General features: G+C 70.4%; 23 protein-coding genes and 1 tRNA gene. 8 read left to right on the forward strand and 16 right to left on the reverse strand.

Going from position 1 to position 22,263, the window contains the following annotated elements:
* Positions 1-144: 144 nt before the first annotated feature.
* The gene (locus ACH4F6_RS13500) at positions 145-456 is read left to right on the forward strand and encodes a hypothetical protein (RefSeq protein WP_397960254.1); all 312 of its coding nucleotides are present in this window, start codon (positions 145-147) and stop codon (positions 454-456) included.
* Positions 457-1,007: 551 nt separating this feature from the next.
* On the opposite strand, the gene ACH4F6_RS13505 is transcribed toward ACH4F6_RS13500, so the two are convergent.
* Together ACH4F6_RS13505 and ACH4F6_RS13510 are read right to left on the reverse strand one after the other, a co-directional pair.
* Complete coding sequence (locus ACH4F6_RS13505) at positions 1,008-1,382, reverse strand: hypothetical protein (RefSeq protein WP_397960255.1); 375 nt, start codon at positions 1,380-1,382, stop codon at positions 1,008-1,010.
* A gap of 36 nt (positions 1,383-1,418) precedes the next feature.
* On the reverse strand, positions 1,419-3,098 hold the full coding sequence (locus ACH4F6_RS13510; protein ID WP_397960256.1) for a sodium:solute symporter family protein: 1,680 nt from the start codon (positions 3,096-3,098) through the stop codon (positions 1,419-1,421).
* Positions 3,099-3,229: 131 nt separating this feature from the next.
* Between ACH4F6_RS13510 and galT the strand changes: the two genes are divergently transcribed.
* From galT to ACH4F6_RS13530, 4 genes are all read left to right on the forward strand, one after another.
* The gene (gene galT / locus ACH4F6_RS13515) at positions 3,230-4,291 is read left to right on the forward strand and encodes a galactose-1-phosphate uridylyltransferase (RefSeq protein WP_397960257.1); all 1,062 of its coding nucleotides are present in this window, start codon (positions 3,230-3,232) and stop codon (positions 4,289-4,291) included.
* Positions 4,288-5,256 carry a UDP-glucose 4-epimerase GalE gene (gene galE / locus ACH4F6_RS13520; RefSeq protein ID WP_397960258.1) on the forward strand — a complete coding sequence of 323 codons (969 nt, stop codon included), beginning with the start codon at positions 4,288-4,290 and terminating at the stop codon, positions 5,254-5,256. The genes galT and galE overlap by 4 nt, the downstream gene beginning before the upstream one ends.
* A complete protein-coding gene (galK, locus tag ACH4F6_RS13525; RefSeq protein ID WP_397960259.1) occupies positions 5,257-6,414 on the forward strand; it encodes a galactokinase in 1,158 nt (385 codons plus the stop codon).
* 117 nt (positions 6,415-6,531) lie between these two features.
* Positions 6,532-7,158 (forward strand): Uma2 family endonuclease, encoded by a 627-nt coding sequence (locus ACH4F6_RS13530; protein WP_397960260.1) that lies wholly within the window; start codon positions 6,532-6,534, stop codon positions 7,156-7,158.
* 9 nt (positions 7,159-7,167) lie between these two features.
* Here the strand turns inward: ACH4F6_RS13530 and ACH4F6_RS13535 are convergent, their stop codons facing one another.
* A complete protein-coding gene (locus ACH4F6_RS13535) occupies positions 7,168-7,623 on the reverse strand; it encodes a GNAT family N-acetyltransferase (RefSeq protein WP_397960349.1) in 456 nt (151 codons plus the stop codon).
* Positions 7,624-7,883: 260 nt separating this feature from the next.
* On the opposite strand from ACH4F6_RS13535, the gene ACH4F6_RS13540 reads away from it, so the two are divergent.
* Positions 7,884-8,657: a LuxR C-terminal-related transcriptional regulator gene (locus ACH4F6_RS13540; RefSeq protein ID WP_397960261.1), complete on the forward strand. Its 774-nt coding sequence runs from the start codon at positions 7,884-7,886 to the stop codon at positions 8,655-8,657.
* 135 nt (positions 8,658-8,792) lie between these two features.
* Here the strand turns inward: ACH4F6_RS13540 and ACH4F6_RS13545 are convergent, their stop codons facing one another.
* The gene (locus ACH4F6_RS13545; protein WP_397960262.1) at positions 8,793-9,290 is read right to left on the reverse strand and encodes a MarR family winged helix-turn-helix transcriptional regulator; all 498 of its coding nucleotides are present in this window, start codon (positions 9,288-9,290) and stop codon (positions 8,793-8,795) included.
* An 89-nt stretch (positions 9,291-9,379) separates the two neighbouring features.
* Here ACH4F6_RS13545 and ACH4F6_RS13550 point away from each other — a divergent pair, with 89 nt between their 5' ends.
* Positions 9,380-10,186, forward strand: a complete 807-nt coding sequence (locus tag ACH4F6_RS13550; RefSeq protein ID WP_397960263.1) for a trans-aconitate 2-methyltransferase — start codon at positions 9,380-9,382, stop codon at positions 10,184-10,186.
* A 6-nt stretch (positions 10,187-10,192) separates the two neighbouring features.
* Here the strand turns inward: ACH4F6_RS13550 and ACH4F6_RS13555 are convergent, their stop codons facing one another.
* The 4 genes from ACH4F6_RS13555 to ACH4F6_RS13570 are packed head-to-tail and all read right to left on the reverse strand — an operon-like array spanning position 10,193 to position 12,414.
* Positions 10,193-10,441, reverse strand: coding sequence for a type II toxin-antitoxin system RelE/ParE family toxin (locus ACH4F6_RS13555; RefSeq protein ID WP_397960264.1), 249 nt, complete (start codon positions 10,439-10,441; stop codon positions 10,193-10,195).
* Positions 10,438-10,689, reverse strand: coding sequence for a type II toxin-antitoxin system Phd/YefM family antitoxin (locus ACH4F6_RS13560; RefSeq protein ID WP_397960265.1), 252 nt, complete (start codon positions 10,687-10,689; stop codon positions 10,438-10,440). The genes ACH4F6_RS13555 and ACH4F6_RS13560 overlap by 4 nt, the downstream gene beginning before the upstream one ends.
* Positions 10,690-10,729: 40 nt before the next feature.
* Positions 10,730-11,407, reverse strand: a complete 678-nt coding sequence (locus tag ACH4F6_RS13565) for a TetR family transcriptional regulator (protein ID WP_397960266.1) — start codon at positions 11,405-11,407, stop codon at positions 10,730-10,732.
* Positions 11,404-12,414, reverse strand: coding sequence for an acyl-CoA desaturase (locus ACH4F6_RS13570; protein WP_397960267.1), 1,011 nt, complete (start codon positions 12,412-12,414; stop codon positions 11,404-11,406). Before ACH4F6_RS13570 ends, ACH4F6_RS13565 begins: the two co-directional genes overlap by 4 nt.
* Positions 12,415-12,706: 292 nt before the next feature.
* Between ACH4F6_RS13570 and ppc the strand changes: the two genes are divergently transcribed.
* A complete protein-coding gene (gene ppc / locus ACH4F6_RS13575; RefSeq protein ID WP_397960268.1) occupies positions 12,707-15,436 on the forward strand; it encodes a phosphoenolpyruvate carboxylase in 2,730 nt (909 codons plus the stop codon).
* A gap of 73 nt (positions 15,437-15,509) precedes the next feature.
* On the opposite strand, the gene ACH4F6_RS13580 is transcribed toward ppc, so the two are convergent.
* The 8 genes from ACH4F6_RS13580 to ACH4F6_RS13615 form a co-directional block, all read right to left on the reverse strand.
* The gene (locus tag ACH4F6_RS13580) at positions 15,510-16,205 is read right to left on the reverse strand and encodes an LPXTG cell wall anchor domain-containing protein (RefSeq protein WP_397960270.1); all 696 of its coding nucleotides are present in this window, start codon (positions 16,203-16,205) and stop codon (positions 15,510-15,512) included.
* A gap of 138 nt (positions 16,206-16,343) precedes the next feature.
* Entirely contained in the window at positions 16,344-16,964 is a 621-nt protein-coding gene (locus ACH4F6_RS13585; RefSeq protein ID WP_397960271.1) for a hypothetical protein, read from the reverse strand.
* A gap of 42 nt (positions 16,965-17,006) precedes the next feature.
* The gene (gene pth / locus ACH4F6_RS13590) at positions 17,007-17,609 is read right to left on the reverse strand and encodes an aminoacyl-tRNA hydrolase (protein WP_397960272.1); all 603 of its coding nucleotides are present in this window, start codon (positions 17,607-17,609) and stop codon (positions 17,007-17,009) included.
* Between the two features lie 82 nt (positions 17,610-17,691).
* Positions 17,692-18,288 carry a 50S ribosomal protein L25/general stress protein Ctc gene (locus ACH4F6_RS13595; protein ID WP_397960273.1) on the reverse strand — a complete coding sequence of 199 codons (597 nt, stop codon included), beginning with the start codon at positions 18,286-18,288 and terminating at the stop codon, positions 17,692-17,694.
* A gap of 228 nt (positions 18,289-18,516) precedes the next feature.
* Positions 18,517-19,491 carry a ribose-phosphate diphosphokinase gene (locus tag ACH4F6_RS13600; protein WP_397960274.1) on the reverse strand — a complete coding sequence of 325 codons (975 nt, stop codon included), beginning with the start codon at positions 19,489-19,491 and terminating at the stop codon, positions 18,517-18,519.
* A 135-nt stretch (positions 19,492-19,626) separates the two neighbouring features.
* A complete protein-coding gene (gene glmU, locus ACH4F6_RS13605; RefSeq protein ID WP_397960275.1) occupies positions 19,627-21,075 on the reverse strand; it encodes a bifunctional UDP-N-acetylglucosamine diphosphorylase/glucosamine-1-phosphate N-acetyltransferase GlmU in 1,449 nt (482 codons plus the stop codon).
* Positions 21,076-21,188: 113 nt separating this feature from the next.
* Positions 21,189-21,259 (reverse strand) — tRNA-Gln (locus tag ACH4F6_RS13610).
* Between the two features lie 6 nt (positions 21,260-21,265).
* On the reverse strand, positions 21,266-22,138 hold the full coding sequence (locus ACH4F6_RS13615; protein WP_397960276.1) for a helix-turn-helix domain-containing protein: 873 nt from the start codon (positions 22,136-22,138) through the stop codon (positions 21,266-21,268).
* Positions 22,139-22,263 lie beyond the last annotated feature (125 nt).

Genomic DNA, 22,263 nt, shown 5'->3' on the forward strand with positions numbered 1-22,263 from the left:
ATCGATCCCCCGAAGGAGGTTCGTTCAGTTGCGGGGGCCGATATCGGCGTGGTGTGGTGCGAAAGGTGCAACCGCAACATACGGTGCACAAACGTAACGCCCCGTGATCAAGCGGGACGTGCGAACCTGACGGAAAGGTATGCAATGCGCAAGCTTCGCAAGGCCGCTCTCGTGACCGCCATGATCGGAAGCCTCAGCATGGCGGCCGCTGGCGCCGCTTCTGCCACCGACTACGGCAAGGACGGCAAGGACCAGCCCGGCTTCTGCGTGAACAACAACGAGACGGACGCCAGCGTTTCGGGCCTGATCCCGATTCTCAACAACGTCAACCTCTCGCTCCTCGGCGGTTCGGCGCCGGTCAACGCGACCCAGCAGTCCTGCGTCGTCGGTGACAACAGCTTCAGCGGGAACCACGGCGAGATCGAGTCGGACAACGACCTCCTGGACCTCATCTGAGAACCGGTGGCTCCGGGACCCGAAGGCTCGGGTCCCGGAGCCGCTTCATGTCCGGCCCTCCCCGCACGTCCCCTCGGCCCTCGGCCGACCCCGCCCCGCCCGTGGTCCCTCTTCGCACCGCTCCCGGCAGGCGGACCGGTACGAGGGCCCTCGCCGGCCGCCTGAGGCCCGCCGGCACCCCCCGCACCCGCCTCCCGGACGGCTCGCGGCCCGCCCACGCGATCGGCGACGCCCCCGTCGACGCCCTCCGCCCCGGCGACCGGCCCCGGGGGCACTCCCGCGCACGACACCGGCGCCTTCGTCGCCCGTAGCGCCCGAAGCCGCCCGCCCGCGTCGCCGCCGCCCACGGCCGCACCGTCGAGCCGGACCCGCTCTCACGTCGCCGCCGCACGCGTACAGCGATCCGCCCCGGCACCTGCCCGAGCCGGGCACGCCGCCCGCGCCCCCGTCCGGACCCGGTCCGGCACCGTCGCCCGACGTCCGCCGGGCGAACAGCCGACGGGGCCGGATCCGCGCCCGCGGACTCCGGCCCCGTACGCCCCCGGCGGGCGTCACTCCGGCCGCTTCTCCTCCACCGCCTCCGGCGGCAGCGTCGGCGTCGGGTGCGCCGCGGGCCGCAGCTTCAGCCACACGAGGAAGAAGATCCCCAGCAGCAGCATCCCCAGGCCCGTCCAGAGGTTGATGTTGATCCCCTGGGCCTTGTCGATGGCCGCCTGGTCGTCCAACAGGCCGGTGATCGTCACGATGACGCCGTAGACGACGAACAGGCCGCCGATGATGCGGCGCAGGTCGAAGATGCGGGCCGCGGTCTCCGACCTCTCCTCGAGCTCGGTGACCTCCTGCTGGACCTCGGCCTCGGAGAAGCCCGCCCGGTGCAGCCGCTCGGCCGCCTCGGCGTGCTTCTCGGGTTCGAATTGCTCGGACATGGTGTTTCCCTCCTCCCGCGATCGGCGTCGACGGGCTCAGAACGAGAACGGGATGTAGCAGGCGGCGGCCAGGACGATCGCGCCCCAGCCCAGCAGGGCCGGCTTGCGGTACCAGGCCTCGTCCCCGGGCGCGGGCGGCTCGGCCATGCCGGGGGAGCGGGTGCCGTAGACCAGGCCCTGGAGTTCCTCCGCCGGCTTGGGGGCGGTGAACAGCGACACCGCGAACATCACCACGGCGCCCGCCACGAAGCCCGCGATCGCCGAGACGAAGTTGGCGCCCTGGTCGGTGGGGATGTCGATGATCCCCTGCTTGTAGATCCAGAAGTAGTTGACCATCGCCGCCGTGGTGCCCGCGAGCAGTCCCCAGAAGCCCGACTTCATCGACGCCCGCCGCCAGAACATGCCGACGATGAAGACGACGAACATCGGGACGTTGAAGAAGGAGAACAGCGTCTGCAGGTACGCCATGATGTTCGAGAACGACGACGCCAGGAACGCCGTGCCGATCGACGCCAGCACGCCGATCGCGGTGATCAGCCGGCCGAAGCGGACGTAGTAGCCGTCCTCCCGCCCGGTCACCACGTACTTCGCCCAGATGTCGTTGGTGAACACCGTGTTGAAGGACGAGACGTTCGCCGCCATGCCCGCCATGAACGCCGCCAGCAGACCCGTCACCGCGATGCCCAGCACGCCGTTGGGCAGCAGCTGCTCCATCAGGTAGGGGATGGCGTCGTTGTACTGGAGGTCGGACTCGGCGGTGCCGATGTTCGGGACCAGGGCCGCCGCCACCAGGCCCGGGATCATCACCAGGAAGACGATGAAGATCTTCGGGAAGGCGGCGATCAGCGGCGTGCGCTGGGCCGCCGACAGGTTGCGCGCGGACAGGGCGCGCTGGACCTCGGCGAAGTTCGTCGTCCAGTAGCCGAAGGAGAGGACGAAGCCGAGGCCGAGCACGATCGTCAGCCAGTTCGCGCCGAGCGGGTTGTCGCTGCCGATGCCGGTGCCGCCCCACGCCGTGACGAAGTTGTCGCCGTGGGCCTTCGTCAGGGTGTCGCTCAGACCGTCCCAGCCGCCGGCCCGCTTCAGGCCCAGCACGGTCAGCGGGATGAGGGCCGCCAGGATCACGAAGAACTGGAGCACCTCGTTGTAGATCGCCGAGGACAGACCGCCCAGCGTGATGTACGCCAGGACGAAGAAGCCCGCGACCACGATCGCCACCCACTGCGGCCAGCCCAGGAGCGCCTCGACGACGATCGCGAGCGCGTACAGGTTCACGCCCGAGATCAGGATGGCGGCGAACGCGAACAGCAGCGAGCTCAGCAGGTGCGCTCCCCGGTCGAAGCGCAGCAGCAGGAACTCGGGGACCGAGCGGACCTTGGAGCCGTAGTAGAACGGCATCATCACCAGGCCCAGGAAGACCATGGCGGGGATGGCGCCGATCCAGTACCAGTGGACCGTGTAGGCGCCGTACTGCGCGCTGTTGGCGGCCATGCCGAGGATCTCCGTCGCCGCCAGGTTGGCGGAGACGAAGGCGAGGCCCGTGATCCAGGCGGGCAGGGAGCGGCCCGAGAGGAAGAAGTCGAGGCTCGTCTTCACCGAACGGCGGGCGGCGAAGCCGATGCCCAGGACGACCACGAAGTAGATCGCGAGGATCGTGTAGTCGAGCCAGTTGGTCGGAAGCCTTAGCTCGGCCGCGAGATACGTGGGGGTTCGCATGCTGCTCACTTCGCTTGGGGGACTCTGTTTGGTTGTGGTGGTGACTCGCGTGGGGGTTTATGGTTTTATGTGTTTGGTTCTGTTTGAAGCGTTGTTTGGTGCTGCTGCTAGGGCAGGGATGGAGCGTCGCGGTGAAGAAGACCTCGACCCGCTTGGCCGACGGTCGTGAGCTCATCTACTACGACCTGCGGGACGACTCGGTGCGCGACGCGGTGGACCGCCGTCCGCTGGAGCCCACGGTCACCACTTCGGAGGTACGCCGGGACCCGCTCCTGGGTGACTCCGTCGCCGTGGCCTCGCACCGGCAGGGGCGCACCTACCACCCGCCGGCCGACGAGTGCCCCCTGTGCCCGTCCCAGGGGGACCGGCTCAGCGAGATCCCGGACTCCTCGTACGACGTCGCCGTCTTCGAGAACCGCTTCCCCTCGCTGGCCGGCGACTCCGGGCGCTGCGAGGTGGTCTGCTTCACCTCCGACCACGACGCCTCCTTCGCCGACCTCACCGAGGAGCAGGCACGGCTGGTGCTGGACGCGTGGACGGACCGGACGTCCGAGCTGTCGCATCTGCCCTCCGTGGAACAGGTCTTCTGCTTCGAGAACCGGGGTGCCGAGATCGGCGTGACCCTGGGTCACCCGCACGGGCAGATCTACGCCTACCCGTTCACCACCCCTCGCACCGCCCTGATGCTGCGTTCTCTCGCGGCCCACCAGGACGCCACCGGCGGCGAGAACCTCTTCGACTCCGTCCTGGAACGCGAGCTCGCCGGGGAGCGGGTCGTCCTGGAGGGCGAGCACTGGGCCGCCTTCGTGCCCTACGCGGCGCACTGGCCCTACGAGGTGCACCTCTACCCCAAGCGCCGCGTCCCCGACCTGCTCGGCCTCGACGAGGCGGCACGCACAGAGTTCCCCCAGGTCTACCTGGAACTGTTGAGGCGCTTCGACCGGATCTTCGGCGAAGGTGAACCGCCCACGCCGTACATCGCCGCCTGGCACCAGGCGCCGTTCGGCCAACTGGAGGACTTCGAGGGCGTCAACCGCGACGACTTCGCGCTCCACCTCGAGCTTTTCACCATCCGCCGGACCTCCGGCAAGCTGAAGTTCCTCGCGGGTTCCGAATCCGGCATGAACGTGTTCATCAACGACGTGCCGCCGGAGCGCGCGGCCGAGCGACTGCGAGAGGTAGCGAGTTCATGAGCGGCAAGTATCTGGTCACGGGCGGCGCGGGGTACGTCGGCAGCGTGGTCGCCCAGCACCTGCTGGAGGCGGGTGACGAGGTCGTCGTCCTCGACAACCTCTCCACCGGCTTCCGCGAGGGCGTCCCGGCCGGGGCCTCCTTCGTCGAGGGCGACATCCGCGACGCCGCCAAGTGGCTCGACCCGTCCTTCGACGCCGTCCTCCACTTCGCCGCGTTCTCCCAGGTCGGCGAGTCGGTGGTGAAGCCCGAGAAGTACTGGGACAACAACGTCGGCGGCACCATGGCCCTGCTCGGCGCCATGCGCGAGGCGGGCGTGCGCAAGCTGGTCTTCTCCTCGACGGCCGCCACCTACGGCGAGCCCGCCGGCACCCCGATCACCGAGACCGACCCGACCGCGCCCACCTCCCCGTACGGCGCCTCCAAGCTCGCCGTCGACCACATGATCACCGGCGAGGCCGCCGCCCACGGACTGGGCGCCGTGTCCCTGCGCTACTTCAACGTGGCCGGCGCGTACGGCGCGTACGGCGAGCGCCACGACCCCGAGTCGCACCTCATCCCCCTGGTCCTCCAGGTCGCGCAGGGCGGGCGGGACGCGATCTCGGTCTTCGGCGACGACTACCCGACCCCCGACGGCACCTGCGTCCGCGACTACATCCACGTCGCCGACCTCGCCGAGGCCCACCTGCTCGCCCTCGGGGCCGCCACCCCGGGCGAGCACCTCATCTGCAACCTCGGCAACGGCAACGGCTTCTCCGTCCGCGAGGTCATCGAGACCGTCCGCCAGGTCACCGGCCACCCCATCCCCGAGGTCGTGGCCCCCCGCCGCGGCGGCGACCCCGCCGTCCTGGTCGCCTCGGCGGCCACCGCCCGCGAGCGGCTCGGCTGGAACCCGTCCCGCGCGGACCTCGCGGGTATCGTCGCCGACGCGTGGGAGTTCACGCAGAAGATCGCAAGGGAGCGGTAAATGGGGGCAGAACAGCAGGTCGCGGAGGGCTTCGTCGAGCTGTACGGAGTCCCGCCCGAGGGCGTCTGGTCGGCGCCCGGCCGCGTCAACCTCATCGGCGAGCACACCGACTACAACGACGGCTTCGTGATGCCGTTCGCGCTGCCGCACACCGCGGTCGCCGCCGTCTCGCGCCGCACGGACGGCCGGCTGCGCCTGCACTCGGCCGACGTCGAGGGCGGCGTCGTCGACCTGGCGCTCGACGACCTCGTCCCGGAGTCCGACCGCTCCTGGACGGCGTACCCGGCCGGCGTGGTGTGGGCGCTGCGCGAGGCCGGCCACCCCGTCACCGGCGCCGACGTCCACCTCGCCTCGACGGTCCCCTCCGGCGCGGGCCTGTCGTCCTCGGCCGCCCTCGAGGTCGTCGTCGCGCTCGCCCTGAACGACCTGTACGACCTCGGCCTCCAGCGCTGGCGGCTGGCCCGCCTGTGCCAGCGCGCCGAGAACGTCTACGTCGGCGCCCCCACCGGGATCATGGACCAGACCGCGTCCGCCTGCTGCGAGGCCGGCCACGCCCTGTTCCTCGACACCCGCGACCTGTCCCAGAAGCAGATCCCCCTCGACCTGGCCGCGCTGGGGCTGCGGCTGCTGGTCGTCGACACCCGGGTCAAGCACGCCCACAGCGACGGCGAGTACGGCAAGCGCCGCGCCGGCTGCGAGAAGGGCGCCGCCCTGCTCGGCGTCGACGCCCTGCGGGACGTCCCCCACGCCGACCTGGACGCGGCCCTGGCCCGCCTCGGCGACGAGGAGGAGGTCCGCCGCCTGGTCCGGCACGTGGTGACCGAGGACGAGCGCGTCGAGCGCGTCGTCTCCCTCCTGGAGTCCGGCGAGACCCGCGCCATCGGCCCCGTCCTCACCGAGGGCCACGCCTCGCTGCGCGACGACTTCCGCATCTCCTGCCCGGAGCTGGACCTGGTCGTCGACACCGCCCTCGCCACGGGCGCCCTCGGCGCCCGGATGACCGGCGGCGGCTTCGGCGGCTCGGCGATCGTCCTCGCGGAGGCCACCGACGTCGACACCCTCACCAAGGCGGTCGAGGAGGCCTTCGCGGCAGCGGGCTTCACCGCCCCGCGCGTCTTCGAGGCGGTGCCCTCGGCGGGGGCGCGGCGGCTCGTCTGACCGTCCACGAGCCGAGCGGCCCGTACCGTCCTGGGACGGCACGGGCCGCTCACTCTTTGTGATGACGATCATCGCTCCCGGCGGCTACCGTGGACGGGCAGGCCGAGAATCCCGTCCATGGGAGGAATCATGACCGCCGAGCCCCTCGCCGAGCCGACCGCCGCGTCAGGCTGCCGCTGGCCGGTGCCGCCCCAGGACGGATACACCGTGGACGACCTGTTCACGCTGCCCGACCTCCCGCCGCACACCGAGCTGATCGACGGGAGCCTGGTTTTCGTGAGTCCGCAGCGGCGCTTCCACGCCAAGATGATCGAACTGCTGATGAACGGCCTGCGCCGCACGATTCCGGAGGACCTGAAGGTCGAGCGTGAGATGACCATCGTCCTCGACCGTCGCAACGGTCCCGAGCCCGACCTCTCCGTCGTGCGGGCCGAGGCCGTCACCGGGCTGGAGCAGACCCGCTTCGAGGCCGCCGACGTCCTCCTCGCCGTCGAAGTCGTCTCCCCCGACTCCGAGGCCCGCGACCACGAGACGAAGCCCCGCAAGTACGCCGCCGCGGGCATCCCGCACTTCTGGCTGGTCGAGGCGAGCGGCACGGGCCGGCAGCCCGTGGTCCGCACGTACGAGCTCGACCCGGTGTCCAAGGCGTACGCCCCGACCGGCGTCCACCGCGACCGGCTGAAGCTGTCCGCCCCGTACGACCTCGTCATCGACGTCTCGGCCGACGCGCTCGACGAACTCTGACGCCCCGGGTCAGCCCAGCCGCTTGGTCAGCGTGTACTCCGTGAGGCCCGGCGGATAGTCCTCGATCACGCACACCACCTCGTAGCCGAGCTTCCGGTAGAACCCCGGCGCCTGGAAGTCCCAGGTCTCCAGCCGCACCCGCCGGCAGCCCCGCTCCCGGTGCGCGAGGCGCTCGGCCTCCGTCAGCAGGCGGGTGCCCAGGCCCGCGCCGCGGTGGCGTTCGTCGACCCAGAGGTAGGTGACGTGCAGCCACGCGGTCCAGGTGTGGCCGACGAGCCCGCCGGCCAGCTCGCCCGCGCGGTCCGTCGCCCACACGTGCAGCGGGGCCTCGCGTTCGGCGGGCGTGCCGCGCAGGGCGCGCAGGATCGGGGAGGCCGCCGTGTTCGCGTCGAGGAGCCGCAGCCGGAGCTGTTCCCGCCGCGTCCTGTCGACTTCTGTCTCAAGACGAAACATGCGGCACACCATAAACGCGCCGGGCGGCCAGTTCTGCAAATTGCCTTCCGCTACGGGCCCACAGCCCTACCCTGTGAACAGCGCCGGTGGGGGCCGGTGCTGATCAGGGGGCGAGACAGTCGGGTACGGCGCCCGCGGTGGGGGTATCGATGTCAGCACGGCGGCGGCCGTGCGACGCGCACCGCCCCGCGGGCGTCGTGCCCGCGCCGGTCGTCGTTCTCCGGACCTGGGGTATCCCCTGCTCCGTGGAGGAGCCTGGGGAAGGGGGTTTCGTGGTTCGCATCCGAGTCCTGGTCGTCGACGACCACCGTATCTTCGCCGAGTCGCTCGCCGCCGCACTGGCCGCCGAGCCCGACGTCGACGTCTCCGCCGCCGGCAGCGGCCCGGCGGCCCTGCGCAGCCTGGAGCGCGCGACCGTCGAGGGACGCCGGTACGACGTGCTGCTCGTCGACGCCGATCTGGGCGGCCGTCCGCCCGGCGCGCGGCCCGCCGTGCCCGTGCCGGACGCGGGCGAGGACGGGCTGGTCGACGGCATATCCCTGGTCGCCGGGGTCCGCAGCGCCCAGCCGCACGTCCGGGTCGTCGTCCTCGCCGAGAAGGACGACCCGCGCCGGGCGGCGCTCGCCCTGCAGGCCGGGGCCTGCGGCTGGGTCGCGAAGGACTGCTCGCTGTCGCGGCTGCTCACCGTCATCCGCGGGGTGCTGCGCGAGGAGACGCACCTGCCGCCCGCCCTGCTGACGGGCGTGCTCAAGGAACTGACCGCCGCGCGCAAGCACCGCACCGAGAGCGAGCGGCTCGTCGAGTCCCTCACCCCGCGCGAGCGGGAGGTGCTGCGCTGCATGGTCGCGGGCCTGGGCCGCAAGGCCGTCGCCGAGCGGCTGTTCCTCTCCCCGCACACCGTCCGCACCCACATGCAGAACGTCCTCGGCAAACTGGGCGTCCACTCCACCCTGGCCGCGGTCGCCCTGGCCCGCAGGGCGGGCGTGGGGCCGGTGGACCTGGGGCCCACCGGACGGATCATGCCGGAGGCGAGCAGCAGCGCCTGATCCCCGCGGGCGAGGCGGGTGCGGGTGCGGGTGCGGGTTCGTCGTGGCCGGGCGCGCCGTTCCCCGCGCCCCTGGGCGCCTGCGGCGGCCCGGCGCCCACCGGGGGGCGTCGCCGTACGCCCGGTGTCCGCGGCCTCAGCCGGGGATGTTGTCGAACGGCGCGGTCAACAGGCGGAGCAGACCCGCCAGTTCGCCGCGCTGCGCGTGGGACAGCTCGGCCAGGATCGCCCGCTCCTGGTCGAGCAGCCCGGACAGCGCCTGGTCGGCGCGGTCCTTGCCGTCGTCCGTGAGGCGCACCAGCACACCGCGCCGGTCGCTGGGATCCGGCAGCCGCTCCACCAGGCCCTTCTTCGCGAGCCGGTCGATGCGGTTCGTCATCGTGCCCGACGTGACCAGGGTCTGGGTCAGCAGCTGCCCCGGCGACAGCTGGTACGGCACCCCGGCCCGCCTGAGCGCCGTCAGGACGTCGAACTCCCAGGGCTCCAACTGGTGTTCGGAGAACGCCAGACGGCGCGCCCGGTCCAGGTGCCGGGCCAGCCTGCTCACCCGGCTGAGCACTTCCAGCGGCTCCACGTCGAGGTCCGGGCGCTCCCGGCGCCACGCTGCGACCAGCCGATCGACCTCGTCCTCCATGACGATCAGTGTAGTGGTTGTGTCGACATGAAGTCTCTTGATGTCAAGTCTCTTGACGTCGAGAGAAATGGGGGAGGAGAGTGGAGGACATGACCAACCCCACCTGGGACCCCGCGCAGTACCTCCGTCACGCCGACCACCGCGCCCGCCCCTTCGCCGACCTCCTCGCCCGCGTCCCCGAGGTGCCCGCGAAGCCGCCCGCCGGGCCACCGCGCATCGCCGACCTCGGCTGCGGCCCCGGCAACGTCACCGCCGTCCTCGCCGACCGCTGGCCCACCGCCCGCGTCACCGGCTACGACAACTCCCCGCAGATGCTCGACCGCGCCCAGGCGTACGCCGGCCCGCACCTCGACTTCGCGTACGCCGACCTCACCACCTGGACGCCGGCGGAGACGTACGACCTGATCGTCTCCAACGCGGCCCTCCACTGGGTCCCCGGCCACCTCGACGCCTTCCCCGCCTGGCTCGACGGCCTCGCCCCCGGCGGCACCTTCGCCTTCCAGGTCCCCCACAACCTCGACGCGCCCCTGCACGCCCTCCTGCGCGACCTGGCCCGCACCCCCCGCTGGAAGGACCGCCTCGGCTCCGTCCCGCGCCCCGAGGACTCCGTCCACGCCCCCGGCGTCTACCTCGACCGGCTCGCCCGCCTCGGCTGCGCGACCGACGTGTGGACGACGACGTACCACCACGTCCTCGCGGGCGAGGACCCCGTCCTCGACTGGGTCAAGGGCACCGGACTGCGGCCCGTCCTCGACGCCCTCGCCGACGACCCCGACGCCCGCGACGCCTTCGTCGCCGAGTACCGCGACCTCCTGCGCCGCGCCTACCCGCGCCACGACTACGGCACGGTCCTGCCCTTCCGCCGCCTGTTCGCCGTGGCCGTGAAGAAGGGGTGAGGCCGCCTACGGCGTGCGACCCGGATGGGTGACGAGAACGCGGATCACGTCGTCGTCGACGAGGTGGAGGACCCGGTAGTCGCCGACGCGCAGGCGGCGCGTCTCCGGCCCGTAGGCGAAGGAGTTGGCGGGGCGTGGTTCCTCCGCCAGCTTGTCGACGGCCTCGTAGACGGAGGCGAGTCCGGCCGGGTCGTCCTTGAGGAAGCGCAATGCCTGATCCGTGGCGGCCGGCTCCCAGATGATGCGGTAGGTCACGGACGCAGCCCCAGCATGCGCCCGACCTCTTCGTGGGGGATGCCCTCGGTGAGGGAGCCCTCCGCCTTGCGCCGCCGGTGGTCGGCGACCGCGAGGGCGTCTTCGAGATCCTCTATGACCTGTGGGGAGACGAGGAGCGCCGCCACGTGGCCGTGGTCGGTGAGGGCGATGGTCTCGCGTCCGTGGGCCGCGCGGCGCACCAGATCGCCGAGCTGGGAACGGGCTGCGCTGATCGCGATCTCAGTCATGCGCACATGGCGTCACAAGATGAACCTTGTGACATCTTCCTCAGCTCTTGCGGTGCCCTATCAGCCGGGGCTTCTGCTCCAGGCCGTCCAGGCCGTGCCACGCCAGGTTCACCAGGTGCGCCGCCACCTCCGCCTTCTTCGGGCGGCGCACGTCCAGCCACCACTGCCCCGTCAACGCCACCATCCCCACCAGCGCCTGCGCGTACAGCGGCGCCAGCTTCGGATCGAAGCCGCGGCTCTTGAACTCGCGGCCCAGGATGTCCTCCACCTGGGTGGCGATGTCCGAGATGAGGGACGCGAAGGAACCCGTCGACTGCGGGATGGGCGAGTCCCGCACCAGGATGCGGAAACCGTCCGTGTACTCCTCGATGTAGTCCAGCAGCGCGAACGCCGCCTGCTCGCACAGCTCCCGGGGATGCCCGGCCGTCAGCGAACCGGTCACCATGTCCAGCAGCCGGCGCATCTCCCGGTCCACGACGACCGCGTACAGCCCCTCCTTGCCGCCGAAGTGCTCGTACACCACCGGCTTGGACACCCCGGCCTTCGCCGCGATCTCCTCCACCGACGTGCCCTCGAACCCCTTCGCCGCGAAGAGGGTGCGACCGATCTCCAGCAACTGCTGGCGGCGCTCGGCACCGGTCATCCGGGTGCGACGCGCTCGCCGCGGCTTCTCATCGCTCGGGTTACTGCTGGAGTCGGTCGCCACGGCGTCCATCATGCCGCTTCAGCGGCCGCCTTCCGGCGTCGGGAGCCGTCCCCGCCCGTGTTCCGGCGCGAATCGATACGCGAGCGTGACGGCCAGCGCACGTCGTACGCCCAGCCGAGCATCTCGAACCAGCGGATGAAACGCGCCGACGAGTCCACCTGCCCGCGCTCCACCCCGTGCCGCGCCGACGTCGGATCGGCGTGGTGCAGGTTGTGCCACGACTCCCCGCACGACAGCACTGCCAGCCACCACACGTTGCCCGAACGGTCCCGCGACTTGAACGGCCGCTTGCCCACCGCGTGGCAGATCGAGTTGATCGACCACGTCACGTGGTGCAGCAGCGCCACCCGCACCAGCGAACCCCAGAAGAACCCGGTGAACGCCCCCCACCAGGACATCGTGACCAGCCCGCCGATCAACGCCGGCAGCGCCAGCGACACCGCCGTCCACAGCACGAACTGGCGGGAGATCGCCCTTATGGCCGGATCCTTGATCAGGTCGGGTGCGTACTTGTCCTGCGGTGTCTGCTCCTCGTCGAACATCCAGCCGATGTGCGCCCACCACAGGCCCTTCATCAGCGCCGGGACCGTCTCGCCGAACCGCCACGGCGAATGCGGGTCGCCCTCCGCGTCGGAGAACTTGTGGTGCTTGCGGTGATCGGCCACCCACCGCACCAGCGGACCCTCCACCGCCATCGACCCCATGATCGCCAGCGCGATCCGCAGGGGCCGCTTGGCCTTGAAGGAACCGTGCGTGAAGTACCGGTGGAAACCGATGGTGATGCCGTGGCACCCGAGGAAGTAGAAGAAGACCAGCAGACCGAGGTCCAGCCAGCTCACCCCCCAGCCCCACGCCAGCGGAACCGCCGCCAGCAGCGCCAGGAACGGGACGGTGATGAAGAGCAGCAGCGTGATCTGCTCGATCGAGCGCTTCTGTTCGCCACCCAGCGTGGCGGAGAGCGCGGAGGAGTCGTCAGGCGCCTTCGAAGGTTCTTCGATCACGTCGGAGCTTGTGGTCATGCGCGTCCCCTGTGGGGTCGTGGAATCGAGACAGAAGCCGGGACGGCAACCGCCGGGTCACTTCCTACGGTTCCGTAACCTACGGCGTCGTAAGTATGGCAGTGCGGTGCCCGGCGGCAAGAGCCCGAGAGCCTGCGCGTCCACATGGACACCTATCCTTGGAGACGGTCGGACAGCGCGGTCCGCTCTGATGTCTTCCCTGACGTCCGGCCCGTATGCGGCAGCCGCCGCCCGGCCCGGTCTGACGGGTTCCCCTCCCGGACGAGCTTCAACACTGCAAGGAGCCGCACCTGTGAGCAGTGCCGACGACCAGACGACGACCAGCACCGAGCTGCGCGCCGACATCCGCCGACTGGGTGACCTCCTCGGGGAGACCCTCGTCCGGCAGGAAGGGCCCGAGCTCCTCGACCTGGTCGAAAAGGTCCGCCGCCTCACCCGCGAGGACGGCGAGGCAGCCGCCGAACTGTTGCGCGGCACCGAACTGGAGACCGCGGCCAAGCTGGTCCGCGCCTTCTCCACCTACTTCCACCTGGCCAACGTCACCGAGCAGGTCCACCGCGGCCGCGAACTGCGCGCCAGGCGCGCCGCCGAGGGCGGCCTCCTCTCCCGCACCGCCGACCGCCTCAAGGACGCCGACCCCGAACACGTCCGCGAGACCGTCGGCAACCTCAACGTCCGCCCCGTCTTCACCGCCCACCCCACCGAGGCCGCACGCCGTTCCGTCCTCAACAAGCTCCGGCGCATCGCCGCGCTCCTGGAGACCCCCGTCATCGAGTCCGACCGCCGCCGCCACGACACCCGGCTGGCGGAGAACATCGACCTCGTGTGGCAGACCGACGAACTGCGCGTCGTCCGCCCCGAACCCGCCGACGAGGCCCGCAACGCCATCTACTACCTCGACGAACTCCACGCGGGGGCCGTCGGAGACGTCCTGGAGGACCTCACCGCCGAACTCGAACGCGTCGGCGTCACCCTCCCGGAGGGCACCCGCCCGCTGACCTTCGGCACCTGGATCGGCGGCGACCGCGACGGCAACCCCAACGTCACCCCCCAGGTCACCTGGGACGTCCTCATCCTCCAGCACGAACACGGCATCAACGACGCCCTGGAGATGATCGACGAACTCCGCGGCTTCCTCTCCAACTCCATCCGCTACACCGGCGCCACCGAGGAACTCCTCGCCTCCCTCCAGGCCGACCTCGACGCCCTCCCCGAGATCAGCCCCCGCTACAAGCGCCTCAACGCCGAGGAGCCCTACCGCCTCAAGGCCACCTGCATCCGGCAGAAGCTGGAGAACACCAAGCAGCGCCTCGCCAAGGGCACCCCCCACGTGCCCGGCCACGACTACCTCGGCACCAGCGAGCTGCTCCAGGACCTCACCCTGATCCAGAGCTCCCTGCGCGAACACCGCGGCGCGCTCTTCGCCGACGGCCGCATGAACCGCACCATCCGCACCCTCGCCGCCTTCGGCCTCCAGCTCGCCACCATGGACGTCCGCGAGCACGCCGACGCCCACCACCACGCCCTCGGCCAGCTCTTCGACCGCCTCGGCGAGGAATCCTGGCGCTACACCGACATGCCCCGCGAGTACCGCACCAAGCTCCTCGCGAAGGAACTCCGCTCCAGAAGGCCCCTGGCCCCCACCCCGGCCCCCGTCGACGCCGCCGGCGAGAAGACCCTCGGCGTCTTCCTCACCGTCAAGCGCGCCCTGGAGGTCTTCGGCCCCGAGGTCATCGAGTCCTACATCATCTCCATGTGCCAGGGCGCCGACGACGTCTTCGCCGCCGCCGTCCTCGCCCGTGAAGCCGGCCTCATCGACCTGCACGCCGGCTGGGCGAAGATCGGCATCGTGCCCCTCCTCGAGACCACCGACGAGCTCAAGGCCGCCGACACCATCCTCGAGGACATGCTCTCCGACCCCTCCTACCGCAGGCTCGTCGCCCTGCGCGGAGACGTCCAGGAGGTCATGCTCGGCTACAGCGACTCCTCCAAGTTCGGCGGCATCACCACCAGCCAGTGGGAGATCCACCGCGCCCAGCGCCGCCTGCGCGACGTCGCCCACCGCTACGGCGTCCGCCTGCGCCTCTTCCACGGCCGCGGCGGCACCGTCGGCCGCGGCGGCGGCCCCTCCCACGACGCCATCCTCGCCCAGCCCTGGGGCACCCTCGAAGGCGAGATCAAGGTCACCGAACAGGGCGAGGTCATCTCCGACAAGTACCTCATCCCCTCCCTGGCCAGGGAGAACCTCGAACTGACCGTCGCGGCCACCCTGCAGGCCTCCGCCCTGCACACCGCCCCCCGCCAGTCCGACGAGGCCCTCGCCCGCTGGGACGCCGCCATGGACGTCATGTCCGACGCCGCCCACGCCGCCTACCGCAGGCTCGTCGAGGACCCCGACCTGCCGACGTACTTCCTCGCGTCGACGCCGGTGGACCAGCTCGCCGACCTGCACCTGGGCTCCCGGCCCTCCCGCCGCCCCGGCTCCGGCGTCTCGCTCGACGGCCTGCGCGCCATCCCCTGGGTCTTCGGCTGGACCCAGTCCCGGCAGATCGTCCCCGGCTGGTTCGGCGTCGGCTCCGGCCTCAAGGCCCTGCGCGAGGCCGGCCTCGACACCGTCCTCGACGAGATGCACGAACAGTGGCACTTCTTCCGCAACTTCGTGTCCAACGTCGAGATGACCCTCGCCAAGACCGACCTGCGGATCGCCCGCCACTACGTCGACACCCTCGTCCCCGACGAGCTCAAGCACGTCTTCGACACCATCCGCGCCGAACACGAGCTGACCGTCGCCGAAGTCCTCAAGATCACCGGGGAGCGGGAACTGCTGGACGCCCAGCCCGTCCTCAAGCAGACCTTCGCCATCCGCGACGCCTACCTCGACCCCATCTCCTACCTCCAGGTCACCCTGCTCAAGCGGCAGCGTGACGCCGCGGCCGCCGGCCAGGAACCCGACCCCCTCCTCGCTCGCGCCCTCCTCCTCACCGTCAACGGCGTGGCAGCCGGCCTGCGCAACACCGGCTGACCCCCACCGCGCACACAGGGGTGCCCCCGGGCTCCGTACGAGCCCGGGGGCACCCCTGTCGTCACATCCGGCGTCAGGCGCGGCGCCGCCGCACCACCAGGTAACCGCCCGCGCCCAGCAGCGCCGCCGAGACGGCCGCCAGGACACCGACCGGAACACCGTTGCCCGTCTCGGCCAGATCGCCGCCGCCACCCTGCGCGGTGGCCGCCGACGACGGGGTCGCACCCGTGGAACCCGACGGCTCCACGGACGCCGGGGCCGAGGAACCCGGCGAGGGCGACGACGAAGCGGACGCCGACGGGGACGCGGAGGCGGAAGCCGAGGCGGAACCCGACGGCGACGCGGACGAACCGCCGCCGCCCTCCTGACCGCAGTCCACCTTGAACACCTTGTGCTTCGCGGCCCCCTTCTCGCCGTCGAAGTTCCAGAACAGCTTGTACTGACCGTCCGCCAGCGACAGGTCCTGCGTCCGGCCGTGACCGTCCGCGTCCAGCGTGATCGAACCCGTCCCGACCGTCACGCCCTTGTCGACCTCGTTGTCCGCCCAGGCCTCGATGCGCCAGTCGACCCGCTGCAGGCCGTCGAAGTGGAAGGCGTCGAGATAGAACGAGCAGACCTTCGGCTCGTCGCGCTGGTCGAACTCGTCGGTCGTGGAGCTGTGGGTCTTCACGTCGCCGTTGTCGCCGTTCGTCGCATGAGCGACGGGAGCCAGCAGCAACGCCGCCGAGGAAGCGACGGCGACGACGCCGGCCCGAGTGAGGGTACGCATGGGGCAGTCCATCTTCGAGTGACGAAAGGGGAGGAAGCGGAGGGGGCGGCTCAGCATCCATCCCGCACTGACCCAAGGTCAATCACGAACAGGCAACACACACATCCCGCACAGATCCCCACCGGAACGCCCGGCACCTCAGATCGTCGCGAACACCGCCGTCAACAGCGCCACCCCCGAACCCGCCAGCACCCACCCGGCCCGCGTCCGCCCCAGACCACCCGCGACCACCACCGACGCCAGCAACAGCGCACCCCCCATCGGCACCCACGAGTACAGCACCCCCGCCGGACCCGACCGCACCACCTCGTCGCTGTCCGGCTTGATCACCACCGTGTACGTCTCACCCGCCCGCACGGCCACCGTTTTCTCGATCACCACCCGCGCCCGCGCCGTCGACCCCGCCGACAACGGCGTGTACGGGCCCGTGCACGACGCGGCACCGCACCGGGCCACCTCGATCGTGCCCTGCTCCCGCCCCTTCGTCAGCATCACGTGCTGCGCCGTCCCCCACGACCCCCACACCCCCGCGAGCAGGATCAGCAGGGCCACCGCGCCCATCGCCGCCGACCGGCCCCACCGCAACGCGACGGCCGAGGCCGCACGGCACGACCCCGCGGACGCCCCCTTGCGGGACGCACCTCTACGGGACACCCCCCGGTGGGACGGCGCCCGACGGGACGGCGCCCGGCGGGACGACGCCCGAGGAGACGACGCCCGAGGGGAGGAAGCGGCAGTGGCAGGCATGGCGGGGATCATTGGCCATGCCTGAACGGTCCGTCAACCTCCCCGGGGGACGCATCAGGAGTTGTACGTGCTCTGCGCCCGCTCCAACCCCTCCAGCACCAGACACTCCACCGCATCCGCCGCCCGGTCCACGAACCAGTCCAACTCCTTGCGCTCCGCCGACGAGAAGTCCCGCAACACGAAATCCGCCACCTGCATCCGCCCCGGCGGCCGCCCGATCCCGCACCGCACCCGGTGGTAATCCGCGCCGAACGCCTTCGTCATGGACTTCAGCCCGTTGTGCCCGTTGTCCCCGCCCCCCAGCTTCAGACGCAGCGTCCCGTAGTCGATGTCCAGCTCGTCGTGCACCGCGACCACGTTCCCCACCGGCACCTTGTAGAAGTCCCGCAACGCGTTCACCGGCCCGCCCGACAGATTCATGTACGACATCGGCTTCGCCAGCACCACCCGCCGGTTCGCCGGCCCCGGCGGACCCATCCGCCCCTCGACCACCTGCGCCTGCGCCTTGCCCGCCCGCTTGAACCTCCCCCCGATCCGCTCCGCCAGCAGATCGGCCACCATGAACCCCACGTTGTGCCGGTTCATCGCGTACTCCGGACCCGGATTGCCCAGCCCCACGATCAGCCAAGGGGCACTGGCATCGCTCGCCACGTCCATGTCTCCTTGATACGCGCCAGCCGCCGTCCCCGCGCACGACACGCGGGAACAGCGGCTGACGAACGAACGACGACGGTGGGGATCAGGCCTCCGCGGCCTCTTCGCCCTCGACGGCCTCGCCCTCGGCGGCCTCCTCGACCTGCGCGGCCAGGACCTGCAGGACGACCGCGTCCTCGTCGACGGCCAGGGTCACACCGCTCGGCAGCGCGATGTCCTTCGCGTGCACCGACGCACCGGCCTCCAGACCCTCCACCGACACCGTGACGGCCTCGGGGATGTGCGTCGCCTCGGCCTCCACCGGCAGCGCGTTCAGGACGTGCTCCAGCAGGTTCCCGCCGGGAGCCAGCTCACCCTCGGTCTGCACCGGGATCTCGACCGTGACCTTCTCGCCCCGCTTGACCAGCAGCAGGTCCACGTGCTCCAGGAAACCCTTCAGCGGGTCACGCTGCACCGCCTTCGGGATCGCCAGCTCGTTCGACTTGCCGTCGATGTCCAGCGAGATCAGCACGTTCGGCGTGCGCAGCGCCAGCAGCAGGTCGTGGCCCGGCAGCGTCAGGTGCACCGGCTCCGTGCCGTGACCGTACAGAACACCCGGAACCTTGTTGTCGCGACGGACACGGCGCGCGGCACCCTTGCCGAACTCGGTGCGCGTCTCGGCGGCGATCTTCACCTCGGACATGTGGATCACTCCTCGTAGGAATGGGAACGGACGTGGTCACCCGGCCACGAACGGCCTGCTACGAAGAGCGCGTCGATAACGGACCGCCGCCACCGTCACGAAAACGGCAACGGCCTCCCTCGCCGAGCAACTGCAACAGTCTACTCGGCGAAGGAGGCCACAGAGAAGTCGACCATGAACACCCGGCACGGGCGGTCAACCGGAGGAGCTAACAGCCCCTCCAGCCGCTCACTGCTCGTCGAACAGGCTCGTCACCGAACCGTCCTCGAACACCTCACGCACCGCACTCGCGATCGTCGGAGCGATCGACAGCACCGTGATCTTGTCCAGCTCCAGCTCCGACGGCGTCGGCAGCGTGTTCGTGAACACGAACTCGCTCACCTTCGAGTTCTTCAGACGGTCCGCGGCCGGCCCCGACAGCACACCGTGCGTCGCCGTCACGATCACGTCCTCCGCACCGTGCGCGAACAACGCGTCCGCGGCCGCGCAGATCGTGCCACCCGTGTCGATCATGTCGTCGACCAGGACGCACACCCGGCCCTTGACCTCGCCCACGACCTCGTGGACCGTCACCTGGTTCGCCACGTCCTTGTCGCGCCGCTTGTGCACGATCGCCAGCGGCGCGCCCAGCCGGTCGCACCAACGGTCCGCCACCCGCACACGGCCCGCGTCCGGAGACACGACCGTCAGCTTCTCCCGGTCGACCTTCGCGCCCACGTAGTCCGCCAGCAGCGGCAGCGCGAACAGGTGGTCCACCGGACCGTCGAAGAAGCCCTGGATCTGGTCCGTGTGCAGATCCACCGTGAGGATCCGGTCCGCACCCGCCGTCTTCATCAGATCCGCGATCAGCCGCGCCGAGATCGGCTCACGACCCCGGTGCTTCTTGTCCTGCCGCGCGTAACCGTAGAACGGCACGATCACCGTGATCGAACGGGCCGACGCCCGCTTCAGCGCGTCGATCATGATCAACTGCTCCATGATCCACTTGTTGATCGGAGCCGTGTGGCTCTGGATCAGGAAGCAGTCCGCACCACGGGCCGACTCCTGGTAACGGACGTAGATCTCACCATTGGCGAAGTCGAAGGCCTTCGTCGGGACGACCCCGACACCCAGCTGGTGGGCGACCTCCTCGGCAAGCTCGGGGTGGGCGCGGCCGGAGAAGAACATCATCTTCTTCTCGCCGGTCGTCTTGATCCCGGTCACAGCACTGTCTCCTCAGAGGTGTCTCAGCCGACTGTCCACCGACCGCGCCACTGGGCGCGACGCGGCCGTCTCAGCTGGTGGGGTGCGGGTTGTGCACTTATCACGGTACGCCGTGTTCGACGCGACCGTTCCCGGTCAGTCCTCGCCACCGCCCTGCCCGGAAGCCGCCTCGGCCGCCTTCGCCGCCGCACTGCCCGGACGCTTGCGCGCCACCCAACCCTCGATATTCCGCTGCTGACCACGGGCCACGGCCAGCGAACCGGGCGGCACGTCCTTCGTGATCACGGACCCCGCGGCGGTGTACGCGCCGTCCCCGATCGTGACAGGAGCCACAAACATGTTGTCCGAACCCGTACGGCAGTGCGACCCCACCGTCGTGTGGTGCTTGTCCTGCCCGTCGTAGTTCACGAACACACTCGCCGCACCGATGTTCGAGTACTCGCCGATCGTCGCGTCACCCACGTACGACAGATGCGGAACCTTCGTCCCCTCACCGATCGACGCGTTCTTCGTCTCCACGTACGTGCCGATCTTGCCCTTCGCCCCCAGACGCGTCCCCGGACGCAGATACGCGAACGGACCCACGCTCGCCTCCGGACCGATGTGGGCGCCGGTGGAGACCGTGTTGTCGACACGGGCCCCCGCACCGACCACCGTGTCCTTCAGCCGGCTGTTGGGGCCGACCTCCGCACCCTCACCGACCTGCGTGGCCCCCTGGAGCTGCGTCCCCGGATGCACCACCGCGTCCTGCCCGAACGTGACGGTGACGTCGACCCACGTCGTCGCCGGGTCCACGACCGTCACACCCGCCAGCATCGCCTCGGTCAGGAGACGGTCGTTCAGGATCCGACGAGCCTCCGCGAGCTGCACCCGGTTGTTGATGCCGGCGATCTCCCGGTGATCGGCCGCCACGGAAGCACCCACGCGGTGCCCCGCCTCGCGCAGGATCCCCAGGACGTCCGTCAGGTACTCCTCACCCTGACTGTTGTCCGTGCGGACCTGCTTCAGCGCCTCCGCGAGGAGCTGCCCGTCGAACGCGAACACACCGGAGTTGATCTCACGGATCCCCCGCTGCGCCTCCGTCGCGTCCTTGTGCTCCACGATCGCCGTCACGGCCCCCGAGGCCCCGTCCCGCACGATCCGGCCGTACCCCGTCGCGTCCGGCACCTCCGCCGTCAGCACCGTCACCGCGTTGCCGTCCTCCTGGTGGGTGGCGGCGAGCCGGGCGAGCGTCGCACCCGTCAGCAGCGGGGTGTCACCGCACACGACGACCACGGTCCCGTCGACCGCGCCGCCGAGCTGCTCCAGCCCCATCCGGACGGCGTGCCCGGTGCCGTTCTGCTCCGCCTGGACCGCGGTGCGGACGTCCGGGTCGATCTCGTTCAGGTGCGCGGTGACCTTCTCCCGCGCGTGACCGATCACGACGACCAGGTTCTCGGGGTCCAACTCCCGGGCGGCGGCCAGGACGTGACCGACGAGGCTGCGGCCGCAGATGTCATGCAGGACCTTCGGTGTGGCCGACTTCATACGGGTGCCCTCACCCGCTGCGAGAACGACGACGGCTGCCGGGCGAATGGCGCTCACGGAATTGCCCTTCGGCTGTGTAGGGGTGGAGACACCCGAAGGATACCGGGGCGTTTCTTGGCAGACATGAGAGTGGGCCCTGACCTTGCTGTCAGGGCCCACGTTCACTCGGGCTCCCGGGGAAGGATTCGAACCTCCATAAGCGACACCAAAAGACGCTGTCCTGCCCTTAGACGACCCGGGATCGCCCTTATGTCCGGTTCGATAGATCGCCCGGACAGGCAGCCCCTACTATGCCGTACCAGGCGCCCTCGATGCGACGGTACAGATCGGCCCCTTGTCGGACTTTGATGCCGAGGCAGCCCCGATAGGTGTCTCCCGTGTTCTTGCGCACGGTCGTCGGCTTGTGCTTCTTGAGAACCGTCTTGCCCAGGGCTGACCTGTCGATACCCACGAGATCGGCCCAGTAGCGTTCGGCAGCGGCGACGTCTGCAGTCTCGTGGATCATGACGCGACAGTGCAGTCGATCGCGACTCACCTCGAAAAGATCCAGCCAGGCGAGGAAGACGGTGATCATTCCGGGGTCGCTGTTGACGAACTCCACGCACTCACGGCGGGCATGAGGCTTGTCCTTCGTGCCCTCCGCCCAATAGAGGGCGACGCCCAGAAGGAACAACTCCCGGCCGGAGAGGTCACCGATTGCTGCAGCTGCTTCCCGTTTGGTTTCCGTCCTCTCGCGGTCCTGGGAGGCGCGCAGCCGCGCGAGGCCTGCGTTCATGCGGGCTCGTTGTTCTTCGGGTGCGCACTTGGGCTCAGGGCGGGGCAAGTCCCGTACCCAAAGCGACACCGAGCTCTTCGAACACCCCAGCTCGGCCTGGATCTGGTTGTACGTCCAGCCCTGCTGTCGTAGCTCACGCGCCCTCTGCCGGAGGTCGTCCTTCGCTCGTGGCCGCTTCGTCCACTCCGGGGGCGGCTCGCCCTCGACGAGGCGCTGGAGGGTCTCCTTGTTGTGGACCTCGAGTTCGTCGCGGATCTGCCGGAGGCTGTGGCCCGCCCGTCGCAGGGCGACCGCCCGCTCCCGCAGTCCCTCGAAGTCCGCGTACTTGCCGTGGGAATGTGCCATGGGCATACCGTCCGGGCGGAATGGAGGGTTCCGGGGTCGAACGCGTGTGGTTCAGCCGTTCGAGGGATACCGGGGGGTTTCGGTGTTGTTCGGTTGCGGGGGGTGGTGTGGGGCGGTCGTGGAAA

This window comes from Streptomyces sp. NPDC017936 (assembly GCF_044328485.1).
Classification (GTDB): Bacteria; Actinomycetota; Actinomycetes; order Streptomycetales; family Streptomycetaceae; genus Streptomyces.